The organism is Spirillospora sp. NPDC048819 (assembly GCF_040650055.1).
Classification (GTDB): Bacteria; Actinomycetota; Actinomycetes; order Streptosporangiales; family Streptosporangiaceae; genus Spirillospora.
Window position 1 is genome coordinate 1 of record NZ_JBEZGN010000051.1, and the last position, 21,403, is coordinate 21,403.

The window sequence follows — 21,403 nt, forward strand, 5'->3', positions numbered from 1 at the left end:
AAGGGATTCGCGGAATCGGGTGCGTCGGCTCAGCCCAATGAGCCAGGCAGCCGTGAGCCGCTCACGCCAGCCGGCGAGCTGCCCTGGATACAGCAGGAACTCAAGGTCGGTGTCGGTGATCTGTCGGGCGTCTCTCGCCAGAGTGTGAAGGAAGGGCCTGCGTTCGGTCTCAGGCTGACTCTCGAAGTTGCCGTGAAGAAGTTCCCGCCAACGAGGCTCCTCCGGGTCCGAGAGTGCGTGGACGTAGCGGCGAATCGGTTCTTCATTGCCCTCGTCGCGCTGGGGCCCCTGGCTCATGGCGGGATCCTGCCACACACGCGGCTACGGGCTGAGGACACCGCCCAGGCGATCAGGGGCGGCGCATGACGCGGGCGCTGGGCCCCAAGGCGTCGCTGTGGCATTCCAATGCGGGGGCCGGGTGGCTTGTGCTCGCCGTCTGCTGGACGCCCATCGTCGGGCTGTGGGTGGTGTGGGCCGCCGCGAAGCTCTGCGCCACCGCCACCGGCGGGACGGTCATGCCCTTCGGGTCCGACTTCGCCGCCGCCCTCATCCGGGGAGACACCGATGTGGCCTGGCCGGGAACACCTACACCGCTGGTCCTGCTCATCCTCGTGCTGTTCATCGCCGCGCTGGTGTACGGGATCTGGGCGGTGTGGTTGCGCATCGCGAAACGTTTTCCACAGCCTGGGGATCCCGTCGCCGCACTCGCCGACAACCCCGGCCTCACGGCGCTTCAGCCCGAGGCGACTGCCGAGAAGGCGATCGCGCTGCGCCGCTCACTCGCCAAGTCCGCCACCCAGGATCTGGAGCGCGGCGACATCGGCCTCGTCCTGGGAGACGTCCTGCTCCCGGGTGACCGTAGCGGCCCGACGTTGTTCGCCTCGTTCGAGGACACGGTCGTGGCGTTCATGGCACCGCGCTCGGGCAAGACGACCACCCAGTCGATCCCGCACGTACTGTCCGCGCCCGGGCCGGTCATCGCCACCAGCAACAAGGCCGACCTGTGGTCGGCGATCGCCACCGTCCGCGCCGACCGCACCGGCGGACAGACCTGGCTGTTCGACCCGCAGCACATCACCTACCAACCGCAAAACTGGTGGTGGAACCCGCTCGCCGGACTGTCCACCGTCGAGGACGCGCACCGCCTCGCCGGGCACTTCGTCCTCACCGTCGACGACGGCCAAAAGAAGGACCTGTGGGGACCGGCCGCACAAGACCTACTGTCCGCACTGTTCCTCGCCGCCGCGACCTCCGGCCGCTCACTGCATCACGTCGCCCGATGGCTGGACGAGCCCGCCGTCCCCACCCCGATCGAACTGCTCCAGCAGGCCGGGTTCCAGTTGATGGCCTCCTCGCTCAAAGGCACCCAGAACGGCGCCGTCGAAACCCGCGACGGGATCTACCAGACCGCCCGCACCGCCGCCAAAGCACTCCGCGACCAGGAAATCCTCGCCTGGGTCACCCCGGACCGCGACCTGCCCGCCCTCGACCCCGACGCGTTCGCCGCCTCCCGCGACACCCTCTACCTGCTGTCCAAATCGCTGTCGGCCGCCGCGCCGCTGATCGCCGCGCTCACCGACACCACCATGCGCGCCGCCGAACGCCGCGCCGAACAAGCCGGCGGACGCCTCGACCCGCCGCTGATCGTCGCGCTGGACGAGGCCGCCAACATCTGCCGCATCGCCGACCTGCCCCAGCTGTACTCCCACCTCGGCTCCCGCGGCATCATCCCCGTCACCATCCTGCAAAGCTACGAACAAGGCGTCACCGTCTGGGGCGAACCCGGCATGGCCGCGCTCTGGGGCGCCGCCACCCGCAAACTCATCGGCGCCGGCATCGACTCACCCCGCCTGGTCCGCGACCTGGCCACCCTCATCGGCCAGCACGACGTCCCCGTCCGCTCCATCACCTACAACGACGGACGCGCCAGCGAACAGATCTCCCTGCGCCGCCAGGAAATCCTCGAAGCCGCCGACATCCGCGCCCTGCCCACCGGCACCGCCCTCCTCCTGGCCACCGGCACCAAACCCGCACTCATCCGGCTACGCCCCTGGTACACCGGGCCCCACGCCGCCCCCATCACCCAGGCCATCACGACCGCCGACAACGCCATCGCCGACGCCGCCCGCCGCCACTACAACCACCCAGACAGCCCATCCACGCCGTAACCCACGTCCACGAGAAAGGGGCCTTCACATGCACCAATCCACAGCTATGGAGGCTCGATGCCCAACCCCAACACGCCAGCTGCGCACAGCAATCGTCCCGAGTCGCTGTACCCGGACGTCACCGCCTGGGTAACCCAGCACTTCGTCCCGATGTACCGGCGCACCCTCGGCGGCGAATTCCGCTGGTGCGCCCAATGGTGGCGCCACGGCGAGGCCATCTCCCGGCTCACCGCCCTGTGGTTCGCCTGGGAAGCAATGCGCCTGCAGGGCGCCACCGGCATGGCGCTGTGGTACCGCGACCACCTCGACCACCAACTCCCTGTCCTGCTCGGACCGCGCGGCCCCTTCTACCAATGCACCGAGAACGAGCACCTGACCCCGCACGAGGCCCGCACGGTGGCCGTCCCCGCCGGGTGGCTCGGGGCCGGCTCCGGCGACCCGGTTGCGGTGCACGCATGACCGAACGCATGAACGCCGCCGCGCTTGCCCTGGACGCCTACCAACAGCACCTGTTCGGCGACCTGGCCAACGGTCACCGCACCGACCGAGCCGAAGCCGAAGGACTCCTGCACTCCCTGGTCGTCGACCTCATCAACTACGGCGAAGGCAACCACCTGGACGTGGCCGACCTGCTGGACGCGCTCGTCCAGGCCCGCATCGACCGCGGCGGCGCCCTGACCAACCCCCGCTACAGCTTCCGCCTCAATACCGAGGTCCAGTTCCGCGACCACAGGGCCGAGCCCTACCGGGGGTTCATCACCGAACTGAAGTCCTCCGGCCCCGGCCAGGACGCCGAATGCGTGCTGCGCATCCCTGGGGTCATCGATCCTCAGCACACCACCACATCGCAGCTGGAACCGGCCACCCAAATGGTTCCTCTCCTCACCCGTACCTGCGGGATCGCCTACTCCGCCCTAGAGGCCGAGGACACCACCACCGAGATCATCAAGCGCCTGCCGCAACAGCAACCCGATACCGACCCGCTGGTGCTGGCGGACCTGGCCGAACTGTCGGCCGCGCTGGCCGCCTGGGCGGGCACCAAACCCGAGTGGGTGTTGCGCCATCTCCGCTACCGGGCCGGTGAGATCCACCCGCTGCCGGACGGACTGTCTCCCGCCCGGCGCGCCGCCGCCTCCTTCCCCAACGACATCGCCGCCCTGTTGGCCGGTGAGCAACCCGCCGCGGCACCGCCCAGGCATCCCGAGCACCCGGAGACCCGCCCGCGTCCCCGGCTGCCGTGACACCCGAACCCGCACATCTTCGACCTTGGAGATCTTGAATGGCCGACCCTGATGAGGCCGTCGCCGCCGCGCTCGACGCCTACCAGCAGCAGCTTCTGCCCGATGAAAGCGATGGCCACCGCACCGACCCGCTATTGGCCGAGCCGCTCATCGAGTCCCTCATCGAGCAACTCGCCCGCTACGCCAGCCGCCGCGGCCTGGACGTGCACGACACGTTCGCCGAGCTTCACCAGCAGCACCTCGACCGCGGCGGGCACGACCACGACCCGAGCCACAGCTTCCGGCTCGGCGCCGAGGTCCAGTTCCGGCAGCAACGCACCGCCACGGGCGCCAAGCCGCGCTACCCGCTATGGCGCGGCTTCATCACCGCCCTCGCCACCGCACCCAACGGCGAACCGCAATGCACGGTGCGCGTCCCCGGCATCAACCAGGGCCTGCACGTCGCCGCGTCCGAACTGGAACCGGCCGATTCAATACTGCCCCTTCCCACTCGGACGGCCGGAGCCGTCTCCCACGCCCGCGACGCCGAATCGCTGATCATCGCCATCGCCGTCCGGCTCAAGCGCGCAGCTAACAACGGCCTGGTCGCCGACGAGCAGGCGCTCACCGACCTCGCGCAACTGACCATGAGGCTGGGGCGCTGGTCCGGTGGCCAGCCTGAGGCGATCATGCATCACCTCTACGACCGCGTCATGAACGCCGCCCAGAGAACGGCGAGGGGACGTCCCGGACCGGACGCCGCAGCCCGGCTGGCGGCAACCGAGTTCCCCCAGCGGCCGGATCCCCTCCCGTCCGACGAACCGCCGCCAACGACCAGGCCCAAGCCGGACCACCCGCCTAAGCAGCGCAAGCACCGCCTTTGACCGTCCGTCGAACCCTTTTGGAGGTTGTATGGCCGAAGCCGGCGCCGCAGAGTTCGCCGAGTTCGGAGCCGCCGCCTTGGACTCCTTCCAGGCGCTCTTCGAGGAGACCGAACACCTCGACCACCGCAGCAACGGTGCCCACGCCCGCGAACTCCTCGGCGATCTGCTGATCGACCTCATGCACTACGCCGAGCACCGCGGCCTGGAATTCAACGACATCCTCGCCCAGGCCAACGGCTACTACCTCAGCGAGCGCAACAGCCCGGACGTCTTCGCCATCGGCTCGACCGTCCAACTCGACGGTCCGGCCGCCGACGAAGCGATCCTGCTGGGCCAGCCGACCCGCGGCACCGTCACCGGGCTCCTGGTCCCTCACGACGGCCCGACCGAGTACGACGTCCAATTCCTCGGCGAGACCACCAGCCGCACCATCATCGGCGCCGACCTGGAACCAGCCTCGCCGTTTCCCGCCACGTCCACTACCCAAGGGGTCATCAACGACCCGCTGCGGGCCGAGGAGACCCTCGTCGCGGCCATGGGCCGGATCGGGGACGCCGACCTCAGCGGCCTCCGGCCCCGGCAGGACGACCTCGACGATCACCACATCCTGCTCGACGCCCTGGTGGCCTGGAACGGCATGGACAAGCGCAGCGTCACCGACCTGCTCCTGGCCAAGATCGAACCACGCCTCGCCGCCACGCCTCCCAAGACCCCGGTCACGGACACACCGCTGAGCCCCGCCCAGCTCGCCGCACAGGACTTCCCCATCCCATTGGCCCAGGGACTCGCCGGACACCACCCCACTCCTGCACCGCCACCGCGCCCTGCAGCCCCTGCCGACACGCGCAACCACCGCCACCGATAATCCAGCTCCACCTGCCCGAACTCACCACGACACCCACATCACCACAGTTGATCCGCATCCCATGAGCAACCAAACTCACACTCATCAACTTTAAGCATTATCCTGCGTCCGCATCACTCATCGGAGCTCGGACGCCGCGACACCTGGAGGTTCCGCTGAAGCACTTCTTCGACTACGCCGCCCAGCAGATCAAGACCGCCGACTCCCTGCCCGCGCTCCTCACCGCCGCCTTCATGGGCCTGCAACTCATCGAACGCGCCACCACCGTTCTCGCCCAGAGCGATCCCGAGGACGCCTACCAGACCGCGCTCGCCGAGGCGACCGACGCCTGGTGGGCGCTGGCCGAGGCGCCCACCCTCGCCTGGCCCGAACGCTCCATGACCGACGCCGACGCGGACAAGTTCGCCGAGGCCATCGCCGCCCTGGTGATGGTCGTCGCCGAAGCGATCCTCAACGTCGCCTCCAAGACCACCGAGCCAGCCGACCGGGTGGCCTGCCTGAGAGCCGCCCACCACGCCGGCCACGTCCACGCGGCCATGAGGTAGGCGCGAATGACCCACACCACCAAGCGCATCGACCGCGCCACCCACGCCCTGACCGCCTACGAACACGATGCCTTCCCCGGCAAACCCTCGCTCCTGCAACACGACGCGTTCTACGCCGAAGCCCTGCTCGCCGCGCTGCTCTGCGACCTGGAGCACTACGCCAGCCACCACGGCATCGACTTCTCCGGCGTGCTCAGCACCGGCCGCGCCATCAACGCCTCAGAAGTCGCCGAGGACGCCCCGTACAAGATCGGCGACCAGGCGCGCCTCACCCGCCAGCACGACCGGTGCGGCACCGTCATCGGCTGGCAGACCACCAGTCCCGACAGCGAAACGTCCTTCCTCGTCGCCGTCCCCGGCATCCCCTACGTCTACGCCGAACCCGCCGCCCACCTCGCGCCCGCACCCGACTTCCCGGCCACGCAGACGATCCTGGGCACCATTCACCATGCCGACCAGGCCGAACAGCTCTACATCACCATCACCGCCCGGCTCGCCGACACACCAGACTCCACCCGGCACACCCTCGAAAGCGACCGCAGGCGGCTCCTGGCCGCGCTGAGTTCGTGGAGCGGTATCACCGAAACCCGCCTGCACAACGAACTCGCCCCGCGCCCTCGCGCCAACAGGCATCAACCGTCCAGCACCAGCACCAGCACCAGCGCCGCAGCCGCAAAGTTTCCCACCGCCATCAACCACCTCCCCGCGCCACCGCCGCACCGCAACCGCGATTAGCCGATGCCATCTCCCGCGCCAGGCCCGACATCCGCCACCTGACCGACTGCCCGCACTATCCACAACCCGCGCGACCTGCGGCCACCGCACCCCGACCCGCGCCAACCTGTGCTGGTCAGCGACAACCACCATCCACCCGTCCCCTGGAGGACACCGCGATGACCCACGAACACCAGCACGCCGACGTCCGGCACACATGGTTCACCGAAATCCTCGACAACGCCCTCAACGACCTTGCCCACGCCGAACGCGTCCTTACCTCCTACGCCGCCCAGCAGCCCGACGGCTTCATCGCCTGGGGCATGGCCGAAGGCGAAGCCGTCCAAGCCCACCAAGCCCTACGCCAAGCCCCATCCCTGCGCTCCGCACCGCCCACCGGCCACACCGACCTCAACTCCACCGCCGACGCCCTCTTCGACCTTGCTCGCAAGATCTCCCAAAACCTCGTCCGAGCCGCCGAACTGGCCGCCGATCCCGACGACAAGATGGCCTGCCTGCAAGCGGCCCTGCACGCCGGACGCCTCCGCGACACCCTTCGGTAGCCGCCCGTGGCCACCTTCGGGGAGTTGACCGCACTCGCCAACGAACACCTCACCGACCTCCAACACCAACTCCACACCAAACGCCTCGCCCGCGACCTGCGCAGCCGCACCACCCCACCCGAACTCGCCCGCCTCACCCGCGTCCTGGCCCGCTACCACGACCAGATCGCCGACGGCTTCGGCGTCCCGCACCCCGCCTCCGCCGACGTGCGGGACGGCGCGCGCCGCGCCGGCGCCCTCATCAGGCAAGCCGAACACCTTCTCGGCCCGCCCGCCGACACGGAAACACCAAAATCCGCCTTGGCCCAGAAACTCCGCGCCACCTCCATCGCCCTCGGCTGCGGACTCGACCTCCTGTCCACCCACTTCCCCGCCGCCCCCGACGAGGCAACGTCAGCCGACGCCGTCGTGATCGCGGCCCCCGACACCGCCCGTTCCCTGCTGCTCCAGCTCAGCACCCACACCGCCACCATCGGTCACCTCTCCAGGCACACCACGCCGCCCTCCGACCAGGCCGGCACACTCCTGCTGAAGGCTGCAGTCCTTGCCCGCATCTACAGCGAGAACCAAGCACCACTGCCCATCACCGCCATCCCAATCCGCCACACACCCCCTCGCATCCCACCCGTGATCAGCGAAAACGACACTCAAGCACTGGCCGGAATCGACGCGAGCATTCGCCGCCTCAGCAACCCCAGTTCCCTGACCTCGGTCACGACCTGGCGCTACCTCGCCAGGGCAGCAGCCATCACCTGCGACCTCAACGTCAAAACCATCCAACAACTCATCTACCGCATGAAAGAGATAGACGAGCCCGATCACCGATCAGCTCTTCAAGAAGCAGCCACAGCCACAAAACGGATGAAAAAGAAATGGAAGGAGATCGTTCGGCGCTGGGACGAACAAACAAACCACCACGGTTATCCCGCCAACGGCCCAGCAACCGACGCAGGCGACCTCATCATCCGCCTCGGCCGCCTCATCCACGCCGACCCCGCCTGGACACCAACCCCCCGCGCCTCCTACCGAATGAAGCCACCCGAAGAAATAGCCCCAACCCTCACCCAAGCCGCCCGCATCGCCACCGTCGCCCTGAAAACCATCGAGGTCTGCAACACCCTCGCAGCCAACCACCGCGCCGCCATCAACGACGCAGCAGTACTAGGAATCCTCCATAAACAGCGCGAACACCCAACCCACATGCCACGCGTCCCAGCATCAGCACGCCAACTATCCAAGTCCTACGACGCAGCAGAAGCCGTAGGACGCCAAGCGATAACCACACTCGGCCAAGCAACCCAAGCCCTAACCCCAGATCCCCAAGCCCACCCCGACGATGTACGCCTCATAATCTGCCGAGCCGTCACCAACGAACAAACCCAGGCTTCCCTGGCCGCCGACGAGTTCCCGACCTCCGCCACCAACCGCGTTGAAGATCCACACTCGTCCACCCTGCGGCACTCTCCCGCACCGACCTCTATTTCCCTCACCAGAAAACCCTTTATGCGCTGATGTGCGCGACGGTGAGTGCCATCGGACGGAGCATGCCTGCCACACCGACGGCCAAGCCCCAGACGTGATCGCGGAGGCAGCCGCTTCGACTGCCACCCACACTGGATCAGTCAGGTCGATCTCGACCTCCCGGATCCGGCCGTGCTCAGCGTACGCGCAGGGCAGCACCCGATCGCATGGCATTGGCGGCCGAAGGGCGGGTCCCTGAAGTCGCTGGAGCCCAAGAGGTACAAACCGGCCCGCACGCAGGCATACTTCCGGGCCCATCGCGCCCTTGCGGTGCTGGGCTCGCCCGGTAGAGCGACGGCAACGCCCCCGGTGATTGTCTCAGCTCTGCCGGGGGGCGTTGGCTTGGCCACTCCCGTTCCCGATAGCGCAGACGCGGCTTAGGGACCCTTTTGGACTCAGCCCCGACGTACAGCCGCATCTTGGTTCCGGTCCGGGCGGGTCTCGTCGCGCCGGGCGGTGACTTTAACGCCAGTGGCCAAGTCTGGTCCGCGTTGTCGGTTTCGTGCCGACGATGCGGGGCTAGAGAACTTCAATAGTTAGAGTTACCGAGTGCGGCCTCCTTGGTTAGTGGCCTGCCGGTTGTGGCCGGGTTACCTCTGATGGATGCGGTATTGGCGAGGGCGGCAGGTTGACCGCTGTGGAGCGGGCGCGGCGGGAGGCGCTGCGGCTGGAGGCGGCCGGGCTGTTTGAGCGGGGCTACCTGTCGGATGCGCAGATCGCGCGGGCGGCGGTGCCGGGTGATGCGGGCCGCGTCACGGTCGCCGGCCAGGCGGCGCAGGAGCTGGTCGGGGCGCACGCGATCTTCGAGTACCTGAGATCTTCCACAACCGCCGACGCCGCCACAGGGCCCTGGGGATGCTCACCCGATCGAATACAATCACCTAGCCGATTGCCCGCTTGACCTCATGGTCCCTGCCACAGCGCAGGGTCATCAGTCGCTCCTTCTCCTCGATCTTGTGCAGCAGGAACAGCTCCCGCGCGTCGCAACCCGTACACACCTCGACCCTTGCGATGGGCCATAGTTCCAGCGACTCCGCAGATGAGGGACCCTGCACATAGATACGGTTTGGTTCCACGGTGCCAGCGCTTGGACGCTCGAAGGGCTCCCAGTCTGGGTGGCTTCCTCGCAAACGTCGCCCAAATAGCGTGAATCCTCCGTTGCCGGTGTATGCGCACGTGTCGACTAGGTCCCAGTGGAGACCGGAGAGCCACCCCACTGCCTCCAGAGCGGCCACGACCACAGGCTCGAGAGCGTTGACCTCGCGCTCCAGCTCGTGCTCCGGTTGCACCCTGGTCTTGTGCCCGGAGTGATTCCTCACCGCGAGCAGTTGGCTCAGCGGTCCGAGTTCTCCAACGATGTCTAGCGCACCCTCCAACTCAGGAAGTTCGGGAACGGGGCCAGCCTCGACTAGCGTCGTGATCCGCTTGTGCCACATTCCGAAGGTGGCTCCATCACCCCGTGTGAAGGGATCGCGCAGCCTTCTAGTGAAGGCATGCTGACGGCGAATCAGGACCGCGAGGGCGAGGATGCCGACACAGCGTGCCACGCTCTCTCCGAGTTTAAGCAGGGCGTCCTTGCGCTGGGCGAGAGGAGCGGTGGTGCGATATTGCCGTGCCAGTGCTGCCACGTGGTATGGATAGCTCCACTCGGCTCGCCATACGGGGTCTTCCAGCGGGGAGACGAGTTCTCCGATGATGCGCGCGTCGGATGCGGCGGCGCGGGCGGTGCGGCGCATTTCACCGACGCTTGCGCGCGGGTCACGGAAAACATTCGGTAGGACCCGAGACGTGGTGGCAGCGAGGGCCGCCCTACCCGCCTCGAGATCCTCTAGGAGCCCGTTGAATGTGCTGTCCTTGATGAGCGCGACTGGCGCGAGCGCGTGGATGGACAGACGGGGAATTACGGCGCCTTCCTCGCCCATCCGGGTGCGTAGCCACTCGCAGAGGGCGCGCCCGCAGTCGCCGGTCGGGCGCAACACGGTCAGCGGTGTCAGCGCGTCCCCGAACTCGGGCGGGAGCAGGCGCCAGTTGCCGAACTGTCCCACTACGTCGCCCCCGGTGCATGCAGTCAGCGGTTGTTCCGTCTCGGTGGCGTCCGAAAGATCTGCCGCAGTGTTGGCCGTGTGGAGGTCGTGACCGCGAAGCAGGGGCTTGCCCTGCCTGTCCCGCTGGGTGAGCGAACGGCTCCGTATCTGCCGCGCTACCTTGGACAGCGGTCCGAAGCCAGTACCAGGCCGGCTGGTGAGGAAGGGAGCCTGAGGCAGCGAGTATCCGGTCTTGACCGTATCGAGGTTGGCATGCGCGTCCGGGTACTGGGCAGCTACCTCGCGTTGCAGGAACTCTTGCACATCCTGGTGCAGGGGCACCCGCTGGCGGACACGCAATGTAAGGTCCGGAAGGATCCGCCCCCGCTCGTCCCTTTGGACTTCCCCGGCGGGATTCGAGACTGCGACTGCTTTGCGGACGAGGCGCCACAGCAGATTGGTGAGCTCGCCCGGTAGGCCTGCATCTTTGAGGGCCGTCGAAAGGGCGCTCTCGAAGGCGGCCCAGGTCGTCCAGGTCTGGCCGTTTAGTGAGCGCAGTGCGCGCACCAGGAAATCCGCCCCGTCGAAACGGGTCAGCGGCTTCGCCGACTCCACGGCTGCGAGGGCGGTAGCGTTGACTGTAAAGTGTTGCCGCAGCGGTTGGTCAATGGTGACCTCGCGATAGCCGGCGTCACTGGCATCGAGCAGCAGCGCGGTGTCCTCGCTGTCGGCGGTTGGGTCTCCGCTCGATGCGCCACCGCGCGCCTTCTCGTACCGCCGCACTATCTCGGTGATGTCCTGGTCGGTAAGGTAGTTGCGCTTGTTTCCCACTAATCCACGCTTCGTCGCGTACCGTCTGCGTGCGTCCAGGACGATGACCTTGCCGCGCAGCCAAGACGGCTTACGGTTCGATAGCAGCCAGATGTACGTGGAAATCCCCGTGTTCGGCAAGAGGTGCCCGGGCAGAGCGATTACAGCCTCCAAGAGGTCCCGCTCCAGCAGCCATCGCCGGATCTCCGACTCACCGGAACCCGCACCGCCCCGGTAGAGGGGTGAGGCGTTGAGTAGGACGGCGGCGCGAGCACCGCCCTGCTCGGCAGGCCGCATATGAGCAACCAGGTTCTGGACGAACAACAGGGAACTGTCGCTCACGCTCGGCAACCCCGCTCCGAAGCGTCCGGCGAACCCCAATTCCCGAGCCTCCTGCATCACCGCCTCCTGCTGGCGCTTCCAGGAGGCGCCGAACGGCGGAGCCGCCAGTAGGTAGTCGAACGTCTCGCCGCTGTACCGGTCGTCTACAAGGACATCACCGTATACAAGACCACCTGGATCCAAGCCCTTCATCAGCTGCACAGAGCGCGCCGTAGCATATGCCAGTTGATTCACTTCCTGGCCGGCGACGACCAATTCGGAGGGCGTATCCAGATCCCGAACGAGGACCTCGACGGCCGAGAACATGCCGCCGGTGCCGCAGCACGGGTCGTACACGCGAATCGGGGCAGAAGTACGGGTCAGCGCCGCGACATCCGGGCCAATCACGAGCTGAGCGGCCAACGTGGTCACATCCTGCGGGCTTGTGTGCTCGCCCGAGACGTCCAACATCTTGGTGAAACGCCGCAGCACCTCCTCGAATGCCCGGTCCATCTGCCGCTCGGGGACGGCTGCATGACTCAGATCGAGTGCGGCGAACCGCGACACTACCTGCCGCAACAATCGCACGTTCGCCAGGCGACGGATCGTCGCCGCGAAGTGGAAAGAATCCAGCACGTCCACAACGTCTTCGGGGAAACCCCGTGCGAGACGGTCTATCTCGTCGGCGAGAAACGTCTCGGCATCTTGTGCTGTACCAGCCTCAGAACCCCGCAGCAGCCCACCGAGACCTTCAACGGCAGGTCACGTCCAGCGGAGTGGTGTAAGAGTTGATCTTCGCGTGATCCTGTTTCTGCAGGTTAAGCGGTGAGTTCTCGGTTGTCGATCGTGGGGTCGGGTGTCGCTCCGTCGATGACGCGCAGGCGGGCTTTGGCCAGGAATTCCAGGCCCATGTAGCGGCGGGCTTCGGTCCATTCGTCGGTCTGTTCCATCAGCACCGCGCCGACGAGGCGGACGATCGCGGTCCGGTCGGGGAAGATCCCGACCACGTCGGTGCGGCGCCGGATCTCCTTGTTCAGACGCTCCTGGGGATTGTTGGACCAGATCTGCCGCCACAGCTGGCGTGGGAAGGCGGTGAAGGCCAGCAGATCGGGTCTGGCCCGGTCCAGGTGTTCGGCGGCGTCGGGATGCTTGGCCGCCAGGGAGTCCACGACCCGGGCGTGCTGGGCGGCCACTTCTTCGGCGGCGGGCTGGTCGAAGATGGTGCGCACCAGTGTCGCCACCCACGGCTGCGCGCTCTTGGGCACTTTGGTGAGCAGGTTGCGCAGGTAGTGGGTGCGGCACCGCTGCCAGCCCGCGCCCGGCAGCGTGGCGGCGATCGCCTCCACCAGGCCGCGGTGGGCGTCGGAGATGACCAGCTGCACCCCGGACAGGCCGCGGGCGACCAGGCCGCGCAGGAACGCCACCCAGCCGGCGCCGTCTTCGGCCGAGGTGACCTCGACGCCGAGGATCTCGCGGTGCCCGTCGGCGTTGACTCCGGTGGCCACCAACACGTGCACGTTGACGATGCGGCCGCCCTCACGGACCTTCTGGGTCAGGGCGTCCACCCACACGAACGCATACGGGCCGCCCTCCAAAGGACGGTTGCGGAACGCGGCCACCTGCGCGTCCAGCACCTTGGACATCTCCGAGACCTGGCTTTTGGAGATGCCCTTGATACCCATCTGCTCCACCAGCTTGTCCACCCGCCGCGTCGAGACGCCCAGCAGATACGAGGTGGCCACCACCGACACCAGTGCCTGCTCGGCCCGGCGACGGCGCTCCAGCAGCCACTCGGGGAAGTACGAGCCCGACCGCAGCTTCGGGATCGCCAGCTCCACGGTGCCGGCCCGGGTGTCCCAGTCCCGCAGCCGGTAGCCGTTGCGGCGGTTGACCCGCTCATCGGATCGCTGCCCGTAGCCGGCGCCGCAGACCGAGTCGGCCTCCGCTGACATGAGCGCCTCGGCCATCGTCTTGACCATCGACCGCAACACATCGGGCTCACACGCCCCGATCTGCTCGGCCAGCCACCCCGCAGGGTCCACACTGTTGTCCACGGCCATCGCGTTTCCTCTCCTTCGGTCTTGGTCGATTCGAAGGATCACGCGATGGCCGTCTCACGTCACGACGCCACGCCCTCTGACCAGGTCAAACTCGTACACCACCTCCGTGGACGCAACCCAACGGCACTTGAGTCACCGGGACCGTCCTGGCAACTTGTGGCACCTTCATCGATCGGCCTGGGCGTTGTCCCCTGCTGGCGAAGACAGTCCACCCGGCGCAATACCGTGAAAGGCAGGATTACGCTGCCGTACTCGCTCGTCCTGATCTGGCTCCTCAGCAGATCTGCCACAGACCAAATGGCATCCGCCAGCCCATGGTTCCCGTCCCCGACCACTGCCCCTCCCCATCCTGGTGATCTTCCGCCGCCTGGGCGTCGCTCATCGTCTCATCCCACAGTGCGCTGGCGTGCGCTGTTGCGTAGCGCGACCAGGCCATCATGTCTGTCACGTGTTGTAACGGGCTACCCTCGCCCGCCCGACCGAAAATCTTGGGTGTCGTGGGGCGTACCGCCGAGTGAAGGGCCAGAGATAAGGTGACAGCTAAGCGCATGAAAGGCGGTCGGGTCCCCAGTGTCCACAAGTACGAACCCGATCAGTGGGTCCCAGGGGCTGCTGCTGCGGACGCCCGGATTCGTTCGTGTGAGCCAGCTCGTGCCCGAAGACCAAGATGTTCTCGACTAGACGTCGACCGTCACGCTGATGCGCTTGTGGTCGGAGTCGGGGTCCTGGGGGTCGCGGAAGTCGTGGACGCGGTAACTTCCGGGCAGGTAGGCGTCACGAAGCGGGTCGTTGAGCAGGATGCCGTCGACCGCGAGGCATTGGCGGCCGTTGGGCCGTTCGATCTGCGTCGGGGTGTAGTCCTTCTCCATATCGGCGACATGATGGAAGCCGACGCCGCCCTCCCGCGTTCCCGTGTCGGGGTTCCACCATCCGATAAGGGCGTCCAGGGCGCGGGTGTCGTAGACGTGCGGGCCCGCCTGCCGGGCGCCGCCTTCCCACTTGACGCGGTAGTTGATCCCGCGCGGGTTGTGGACGCCGGGCTTGTTCATGTCGGTCGGCTCAAAGAAGGGGCCGCTGGGGACGGTGTTCCAGTCTCCCAGGAGCGCGCAGGGGATCGCCGGGTCTGCCAGCCGGTCGAACCTGCGCGCGTCGGCCAGCCGGGTGTCGCCGCTATGTATGTCGCCGTGCCAGGCCACGACCCGGAACGGGTCGTCACGGCCGGGGAGGGTGAAAAGCATCAAGTTGCGGTTGCGGGAAGCGAAGTCCGGGAGCCGGTGGCTGTAGAACCGCCGGACCACAACCTTGTGCGGGTCGATGTAGATGACGGGGGCGAACAAGCCGGCCTCGCGGGGCAGCGAGCACGGGTGCGGGACGTAGGCCGGGCCGCCCGCCTCCCGCATCGCGGCGGCGGCCTCAAACGCCCCCTCCATCCCATTCAGCTCGTACCGGTCGCCCTCGCCGATGACCAGGATGTCTGGCCAGTCCCCGTCGTGCAGCATCCCGGTGACCCGGGCGAAATCGTAGGGGCCGCCGTCTCCGGAGTAGGCCGAGTAGCCGGCGTCGGTCCGGCCGCCGTGTTCGATGTTGACGTAGCTGAGACGAAGACGGGTCATCGTTGTGGGCCCTTCATGTCGAGGTGGGGCTGTTCTCACCCGGCCGGTTCGTGGCAGGGCGACGGGTTGAGAGCGACACCGAACACCGTGTTCGCCTAGGGCCATCGGCCGCTCACGCGTCACGGCTCTCTGCCCAGCGCCTGGCCAGCGGGTTCGGTCTCCGTCGCTGCATCGGCGTGGGCTGAGCGGGCATGCCGCGTCCCGAGGGCTGGAGGCGCGGGCCGGCGCTACCCGCGGGCGACTGGCCGCCGTATCGCACCTGGTGGTGGCTCCGGCTGGGATCCGGTGTCCTGGGCGGCGATGCCTGCTGTGCTCAGCACCGTGCCGGCGTAGTCGAACAATTGGTGGGCGCATGCGTCGTGCGGGGCGTTGCTGGACGTGGCGAGTTCGGCGGCGATGGGTTCCCACTCGTCGTCAGTGAGGTCGCGCCCGGTGACCTGGGTGAACCAGTCGCGGTCCAGGATGGCGATCGCGATGCCGTACCGGCGGGCCAGATCCCTGAGCGCGGGGGCGGGGTCACCGTCGTAGTGGTCGTTGACCAGGGTCTCCACCGGGGTGCGCCGACCGGACCACCGTTCGCTGTTCAGGAGCGCGTAGACCTCGGCGGCGCGGTAGCGGCGGTGACCGCCCAATGTGCGAACCGAGGTCAACCTGGCATCCTTTGCCCAGCGTGTGACGGTTTTGGGGTCGACCCTGAAAAGTGCGGCGACCTCGGCCGGGGTGAGCAGTTCGTCAGGTGCAGTCATGTCCGTAGGTTTCATGTCGGGTGGGTGAGGTGTCGTGCGGCCGGGACCGGTGGGGCTTGGAAGGTCCTGCGGGCCGCACGGCGGTTCAGCGGCGGAATGCGGTTGGCTGGTCCGGGGGCAGGGTGCAGTGAGCGAAGGCGGACCGCAGGGTGGGTTTATGCGGCGTGCTCCTTGGTGGGTGCGGAGGTGGCTGAGGGGGTGGCTGAGGGGGTGGCTGATGGCGGGTCCAGGGCGGTCAGGTGCGCCAGCCGCACCGAGTACGGCTGGCGGTCGACTCCGGCGGCGTTCTCACCCAGCCGCAGGAGCTGGATGTCGTTGGTGCCGGCGGGCGGGTCGATGCACCGCGCGTCCTGGACGAGCTGCCCGACGCGGCGGTCCGTGCGGAGCCCGGCCGCGCCGTGGGTGTCCATCGCGTCCTTGGCCGAGTCCAGCGCTGACGTGACGGCTTGGAACTTGGCGAGAATCAGCTGCTCGTCGCAGGCCCGGCCCTGGTCGAGTAGACGCGCGGCGGTGTAGGCGTTGGTCCTGGTGGTCATCAGCCGGGCGTTCATCTGCCCGAGCCGCTGCCGGATGACGGGATGGTCGGCCAGCGGGGCGCCGTAGCGGTGGCACGTCTGCGCGTAGGCGACGGTGTCGTCGAAGAGCGCCTGCTGGATGCCGAGCACGACACCGGTCAGGTTCAGGCGGCCCGCCAGGATGGACGCGGCGTAGGCGACGTCCTTGCCGTCGCCCTCGGCGCCGATCATGTTCGCGGCCGGGACCCGGACATCCTCGAACACGATGTCACCGAAGCTGAAGCCGTGCAGGCCGATCGCGGTCTGGTACGGGACCAGCCGGACACCGGGCCTGCTCTTCTCGACCAGGAACGCCGACAACTTCCGGCTTCCGGCCGATCGGGGGCCTGTGCGGACCACCACACAGTGCGCATCGGCGATGTGGCTGTTGCCGACGAACGCTTTGCGGCCGTTCAGCACCCAGCCGTCGCCGTCACGGTGCCCGGTGGCTTGCATTCCCAGCACGTGCCCGCCGGACTCGTGCTCGGTGACCGCGATCGTCGGCAGGCATGCGCCTTCGGCGACCTGCGGCATCCAGGCCCGCAGCAGGTCGGCGCTCCCGTAGCGGTAGAACGTCGCCGCGCCGAGCTGGGATGCCTGCAGCGCAGCGCCCATCGCGGGACTCACCTGGGAGATCTTCTCCAGCAGGAGCGTTTTTGCGATGTGCCCGAGCCCCATCCCACCCCACGCGCGGGGGACGGCCACCGTCATCCAGCCCAGCCGGGCCATTCTCCGGACGATCTCCTCCTCGACCTGGCCGGGGTGGGCTTCCATGCGGGCCACGTGTGGCTCGATCTCAGCGCGGGCGAAGTCGATGGCTTCCTGGCCTAGGCGCTGGTGGTCGTCGGTCTCGAACACGGACACCATCCCCTTTCCCTCGTGGAGCTACTGCCGGTGGTCGGTCCGGCAGACGTCTTCGCCGCGGCCTTGTGTCGGCCGCCTGGTCAGCCGCCGTGGTAGCCGGCGCTGTGACGGCCGCCCGCGCCGCCACGCTGGCCGAGCAGTTCCAAGAGCGCGTCACGGTGCTGTTTGATGAGTGCGAGCGAGGTTTGGCGGGTCTGTTTAGGCATGGGTCTGGTCCCGACCACGCACACGCTGCCAACCACGGTGCCGGTGGGCCCGAGGATGAGCGGGGCACCGGCGTAGGTGCGGACCCCGAGCTTGTCGACCACCGGGTTGGAGGCGAACTGCGGTTTGGCGCACACGTCGGCCAGGACCAGCGCCTTGGTTCGGTCGAGCATCTCCGGGCAGAACCCGTGGTCGGGTGGCATGGTCCGGTCAACCGGCCGGGCCCCCGGCGGGATGTACAGGCCGACGAACGTCTGCTCATCGCGCAGGAATGGGTTCACCATCGCGTACAGCCCTTGCCCGGCGTCGCCGAGTTCGGCGGCGAACGTGGCGGACACCTGGGCGGCGAACCGGTCGAACTCGGCGTCGGGGGTGCCGTCGATCCCGAATTCGGCCAGCAGTTTCAGGCGCTGCTCGGCGGTGTCGTGCCAGTTGTCGACGTGCAGGCCGGAGTCGGTGTCGTACCTCATGCGGATGCACCGTAGGCGCGTGCTTGCGGGGAGTTGGGCGGGCGGGGCTGTTCACGTTCGCGAACCAGCGCGTGGTCGACCACTTCGAGCAACACGGTGATGACCGAGCGCTCGTCGCGGGCGTCGCAGCGCACGACCGGCATGTGGTCGGGGACTTCGAGGGCGGCGCGGACCTCGGTGGGTGTGTAGCGGTAGGGGGCGTGGTCGAACTCGTTGATCGCCACGACGAACGGGATCTGGGCCTGCTCGAAGTAGCCGACCGCGGCGAAGGCGTCGGCCAGGCGGCGGGTGTCGACCAGCACCACGGCACCGACCGCGCCGCAGGTCAGGTCGTCCCAGGTGAACCAGAACCGGTCCTGGCCGGGCGTGCCGAACAGGTACAGCACCATCTGCTGCCGGGGGAAGGTCAAGCGGCCGAAGTCCAGCGCGACGGTGGTGGTGGTCTTGCGTTCCACACCCGTCAGGAAGTCGATCCCGTCGCTGACCTCGGTCAGGTATTCCTCGGTGGTCAGCGGCTCGATCTCGCTGGCCGCGCCGATCAGCGTGGTCTTGCCGACGCCGAAGCCGCCACTGACGATGATCTTCACCGGGATAGGAGCGGATTTGCGTCTGCCACACGCCTCTTGGGCGGTCAGGGCGGAGAGCTGGGGGGGGTCAGGCGACATCAGACAGCCTCGTTTCTATCCCGGACCGCAGCGCTTCCAGCAGTTGCAGGTGGTCGGGGCGGTCGCTGGGACCGGGCAGCGCCACCACCAGCGCGCCGCAGTCGATCAGATCACTCAGGATGATCTTGGTGACTTGGACGGGGAGGCCGATCAGCGCGGCGATCTCGGCGACCGAGCACGGCTGGACGCGGCACGCCTCGACGGCCTGGGCGGCCTCGGGTGCCGCGCCTTGGACGCGGGCGGTGTCGGCGGCCTCTAGCAGGGTGACGAGCCGCATCGGATGCTGCGGGCGGGTCCGGCCCCCGGTGATCGCGTAGGGGCGGATCTCCTCGGCGTCGTAGGTCGACCACGCCCGGCTGGGGTGATCTGCCGGATCTTCTGCCGCGCCAACCGGCAGCCACCACGGGTCCCGGCCTTGCGTGCCCGCCATGTCACCGGCCGCCGCGCGTCGCGGTGCGCAGGTGGTCGGCGACGCTTTTGACCAGCAGGCCCATCTCGAACCCGATGGTGTCTGGGTTTGCGCCCGGCTGGGCCAGGACGCCCAGCACGCTGCCGACCAGACGGGACCCGGCTCCTGCTTGTCCCGCCGCAGCGTGGTCGGCGCTGGTCACAAACATCAGGAAGCCATCGTTCTCAACGATGCCCTGCCGGAACCCGCCAGGCGTCGAACCGATGATCGAACCGGCGGACCGGGCCAGCGAGTGCAGGCTGGACACCCACGCGGCCGCCTTGTCCGCCTGGTCGGTGTCCAGACCCGAGACCGCCGTCTTCAGGCCGTCCCGCGACACCAACAGGGCGCCCGTGACACCGGTCGTCTTCTCCACGAATTTGTCCAGGAGCCAGCTCAGCGTCTCGTCGGCCGGTCCCGGCGTGACCGGGAAAGAGGGCGTGGGGTTGGTCATGTCTGTCTCTCTCCGTACGTGCGAGATCGTCCGGGCCGGGCTGAGGTCAGCCCGTCGCGGGGTCATGGGCGCGGTCCTGGCCGATGGGATCCGGGCCGGTGTGGTCCTGCTGTGGGTCGTGCTGTGCGCTGCGAATACCAGCGGTGAACGCCGACATCAGACCGGGTGTCGGCGGCTGGCCCGGCTCCGGCGGCGGGCTCGCCGGTCTGGTGGCCGGGGGCTGTGATGACGCGGCCTGGCTGCGGAGCGGAAGCTCCGGCCTTCCGCCTGGTGGCGGCGTGGCTGGCCCGGTGGACACCGATGATGCGTTCGGCGGCGGAGTTGAGGGAGTGTCGGCTGCACCGGAACCGTTAAGGCCAGAGGTGTCGAAGACCGTCCCGTTCGGCATGGCTGCAGCCTGGGCACCGGCTGGCGCGGCGGCCGGGGACGCTGCGCTGCGCTGCGGCAGATCGGGCGCCGGGGCCGCGGATGCGCCCTGGGCCGTGGCTATCAGCAGCGTGTTCGGCACGACGACCAGAGCCCGCGTCCCGGATACCTGGGGATGAAGCTCGATCCGCAGACGGTGCCGGGTGGCCAGCCGCGCGGCGACCAGCATGCCGATCTGGCCCTGCCGGACCTGCTCACGCGGGCTGACCCGGTGCGGGTCGGCCAGGATCCGCCGCAGGTCCTCCAACTTCTGCGCCGTCAGCGGGAGGCCCTCGTCGTGGATCTCCACGCCCAACCCTTCGGGCATCGCCCGCGTGGACACCAGCACTGTGGTGTCCGGGCGGGAGAACTTGGTCGCGTTCTCCAGCAGTTCGGCCACCAGGTGTATGACTTCTGGGCCCGCGTACCCCGGGACATGGGGATCGTCGTCGGGGAGCGTCAGCTGGATACGGGAGTAGTCCTCGACTTCGGCCACCGCCTGGCGGAGCACAGTGGAGACCGGTACCGGCGAGTGGGCCCGGCGGGCGGTGTGGCCGGCGAGCACCGCCAGCCGTTCGGCCGCGCGGCGCAACTGGGTGGCCAGGTGGTCGGCCCGGTACAGGTCATCGAGGAGATCGGGGTCCTCCTGCTCCCGCTCGGTGGTCTTGAGCCGCTCCAGCATCCGGCTCACCAGCGAATGCATGCGATGCCCGACGTAGACCAGCACCTCCCGATCGGGCTCGTCACCGGCCGCCCGCTCACGAGTGTCTGCGCCGCCCGGCGACAGCGCGGGCTGCAGGAGTGTCAGCCGCTCCAGGTGCCCGGCGATGGCGGCCAAGTGCTCGCCGTTGCGGCCCACGTATCGGGCCACCTCACCGGTACCCGGGGCAGCGGCAGAGCCCTCCAGATAGCCGTTCACCCGGGCGAACTCGGTATCGATGCGCCGATGCCATGAGGCCATCTGCTGGAGCGCAGTGGTGTGACCGGTGACTTGATGCTGCAGCAACTGGCGCTCGACGTCCTGGCGGTGCCGGTGGTACCGGTCAGCCTCGTGGTGACGCATCAGGGTCGCCGTCACCAGCATCACCGCCCCGGCCAGCAACACCGCCACGACGGTCAGCCGCAGGCCCCGCGCATCGGAGCGATCGTTGAGGGCGTAGATGACGACGGGGTAGACGACCATGCAGGCGAGCAGCAGCGACCCGATCAGCCACGGCCACCCGCTCGGAGCGGGGGGCGACGCGTGCGCCGGCCCAGACGCAGCAGAGTTCGAGGAGGTCATATC

The 21,403-nt window shown here is 68.2% G+C and carries 21 protein-coding genes and 1 pseudogene; 10 read left to right on the forward strand and 12 right to left on the reverse strand.

Features of this window, described 5'->3' with window-relative positions; genetic code table 11:
• Positions 1-297 (reverse strand): DUF6000 family protein (locus tag AB0C35_RS41315; RefSeq protein WP_358468466.1); only part of this gene is annotated, 297 nt, incomplete at its 3' end.
• Between the two features lie 65 nt (positions 298-362).
• On the opposite strand from AB0C35_RS41315, the gene AB0C35_RS41320 reads away from it, so the two are divergent.
• The 10 genes from AB0C35_RS41320 to AB0C35_RS41365 all read left to right on the forward strand — a co-directional run bounded on the left by AB0C35_RS41320 (position 363) and on the right by AB0C35_RS41365 (position 9,381).
• Positions 363-2,168 (forward strand): TraM recognition domain-containing protein, encoded by a 1,806-nt coding sequence (locus AB0C35_RS41320; protein ID WP_358468469.1) that lies wholly within the window; start codon positions 363-365, stop codon positions 2,166-2,168.
• A 57-nt stretch (positions 2,169-2,225) separates the two neighbouring features.
• A complete protein-coding gene (locus tag AB0C35_RS41325) occupies positions 2,226-2,627 on the forward strand; it encodes a DUF4913 domain-containing protein (RefSeq protein ID WP_358468472.1) in 402 nt (133 codons plus the stop codon).
• Positions 2,624-3,409, forward strand: coding sequence for a hypothetical protein (locus tag AB0C35_RS41330; RefSeq protein ID WP_358468474.1), 786 nt, complete (start codon positions 2,624-2,626; stop codon positions 3,407-3,409). The genes AB0C35_RS41325 and AB0C35_RS41330 overlap by 4 nt, the downstream gene beginning before the upstream one ends.
• Before the next feature lie 38 nt (positions 3,410-3,447).
• Positions 3,448-4,272: a hypothetical protein gene (locus tag AB0C35_RS41335; protein ID WP_358468477.1), complete on the forward strand. Its 825-nt coding sequence runs from the start codon at positions 3,448-3,450 to the stop codon at positions 4,270-4,272.
• Positions 4,273-4,300: 28 nt separating this feature from the next.
• Entirely contained in the window at positions 4,301-5,137 is an 837-nt protein-coding gene (locus AB0C35_RS41340) for a hypothetical protein (protein ID WP_358468479.1), read from the forward strand.
• A 233-nt stretch (positions 5,138-5,370) separates the two neighbouring features.
• Positions 5,371-5,682 carry a hypothetical protein gene (locus AB0C35_RS41345; protein ID WP_358468482.1) on the forward strand — a complete coding sequence of 104 codons (312 nt, stop codon included), beginning with the start codon at positions 5,371-5,373 and terminating at the stop codon, positions 5,680-5,682.
• A gap of 6 nt (positions 5,683-5,688) precedes the next feature.
• Positions 5,689-6,417 carry a hypothetical protein gene (locus AB0C35_RS41350; protein WP_358468485.1) on the forward strand — a complete coding sequence of 243 codons (729 nt, stop codon included), beginning with the start codon at positions 5,689-5,691 and terminating at the stop codon, positions 6,415-6,417.
• A 158-nt stretch (positions 6,418-6,575) separates the two neighbouring features.
• Positions 6,576-6,959, forward strand: coding sequence for a hypothetical protein (locus AB0C35_RS41355; RefSeq protein ID WP_358468488.1), 384 nt, complete (start codon positions 6,576-6,578; stop codon positions 6,957-6,959).
• 24 nt (positions 6,960-6,983) lie between these two features.
• A complete protein-coding gene (locus AB0C35_RS41360; RefSeq protein ID WP_358468491.1) occupies positions 6,984-8,471 on the forward strand; it encodes a hypothetical protein in 1,488 nt (495 codons plus the stop codon).
• A gap of 637 nt (positions 8,472-9,108) precedes the next feature.
• Positions 9,109-9,381: a hypothetical protein gene (locus AB0C35_RS41365; protein ID WP_358468494.1), complete on the forward strand. Its 273-nt coding sequence runs from the start codon at positions 9,109-9,111 to the stop codon at positions 9,379-9,381.
• Here AB0C35_RS41365 and AB0C35_RS41370 read toward each other — a convergent pair.
• The 11 genes and pseudogenes from AB0C35_RS41370 to AB0C35_RS41420 form a co-directional block, all read right to left on the reverse strand.
• Positions 9,362-12,277: an N-6 DNA methylase gene (locus tag AB0C35_RS41370; RefSeq protein WP_358468497.1), complete on the reverse strand. Its 2,916-nt coding sequence runs from the start codon at positions 12,275-12,277 to the stop codon at positions 9,362-9,364. The genes AB0C35_RS41365 and AB0C35_RS41370 overlap by 20 nt on opposite strands.
• Positions 12,278-12,453: 176 nt before the next feature.
• Positions 12,454-13,695, reverse strand: coding sequence for an IS256 family transposase (locus AB0C35_RS41375; RefSeq protein ID WP_358468500.1), 1,242 nt, complete (start codon positions 13,693-13,695; stop codon positions 12,454-12,456).
• A 59-nt stretch (positions 13,696-13,754) separates the two neighbouring features.
• Entirely contained in the window at positions 13,755-14,030 is a 276-nt protein-coding gene (locus AB0C35_RS41380) for a type I restriction-modification system subunit M N-terminal domain-containing protein (protein ID WP_358468503.1), read from the reverse strand.
• Between the two features lie 342 nt (positions 14,031-14,372).
• Entirely contained in the window at positions 14,373-15,308 is a 936-nt protein-coding gene (locus tag AB0C35_RS41385) for a hypothetical protein (RefSeq protein WP_358468506.1), read from the reverse strand.
• Positions 15,309-15,892: 584 nt separating this feature from the next.
• Positions 15,893-16,054, reverse strand: a pseudogene (locus AB0C35_RS41390) (BldC family transcriptional regulator); the annotation flags it as partial.
• 155 nt (positions 16,055-16,209) lie between these two features.
• On the reverse strand, positions 16,210-17,475 hold the full coding sequence (locus AB0C35_RS41395) for an acyl-CoA dehydrogenase family protein (RefSeq protein ID WP_358468509.1): 1,266 nt from the start codon (positions 17,473-17,475) through the stop codon (positions 16,210-16,212).
• A gap of 77 nt (positions 17,476-17,552) precedes the next feature.
• Positions 17,553-18,146: a GAF domain-containing protein gene (locus AB0C35_RS41400; RefSeq protein WP_358468512.1), complete on the reverse strand. Its 594-nt coding sequence runs from the start codon at positions 18,144-18,146 to the stop codon at positions 17,553-17,555.
• Positions 18,143-18,733 carry an ATP/GTP-binding protein gene (locus AB0C35_RS41405; RefSeq protein ID WP_358468515.1) on the reverse strand — a complete coding sequence of 197 codons (591 nt, stop codon included), beginning with the start codon at positions 18,731-18,733 and terminating at the stop codon, positions 18,143-18,145. Before AB0C35_RS41405 ends, AB0C35_RS41400 begins: the two co-directional genes overlap by 4 nt.
• A 67-nt stretch (positions 18,734-18,800) precedes the next feature.
• Positions 18,801-19,241, reverse strand: coding sequence for a DUF742 domain-containing protein (locus tag AB0C35_RS41410; protein ID WP_358468518.1), 441 nt, complete (start codon positions 19,239-19,241; stop codon positions 18,801-18,803).
• Between the two features lies 1 nt (position 19,242).
• A complete protein-coding gene (locus tag AB0C35_RS41415) occupies positions 19,243-19,713 on the reverse strand; it encodes a roadblock/LC7 domain-containing protein (protein ID WP_358468521.1) in 471 nt (156 codons plus the stop codon).
• Between the two features lie 46 nt (positions 19,714-19,759).
• Positions 19,760-21,400 (reverse strand): ATP-binding protein, encoded by a 1,641-nt coding sequence (locus tag AB0C35_RS41420; RefSeq protein WP_358468524.1) that lies wholly within the window; start codon positions 21,398-21,400, stop codon positions 19,760-19,762.
• Between the last annotated feature and the right edge of the window lie 3 nt (positions 21,401-21,403).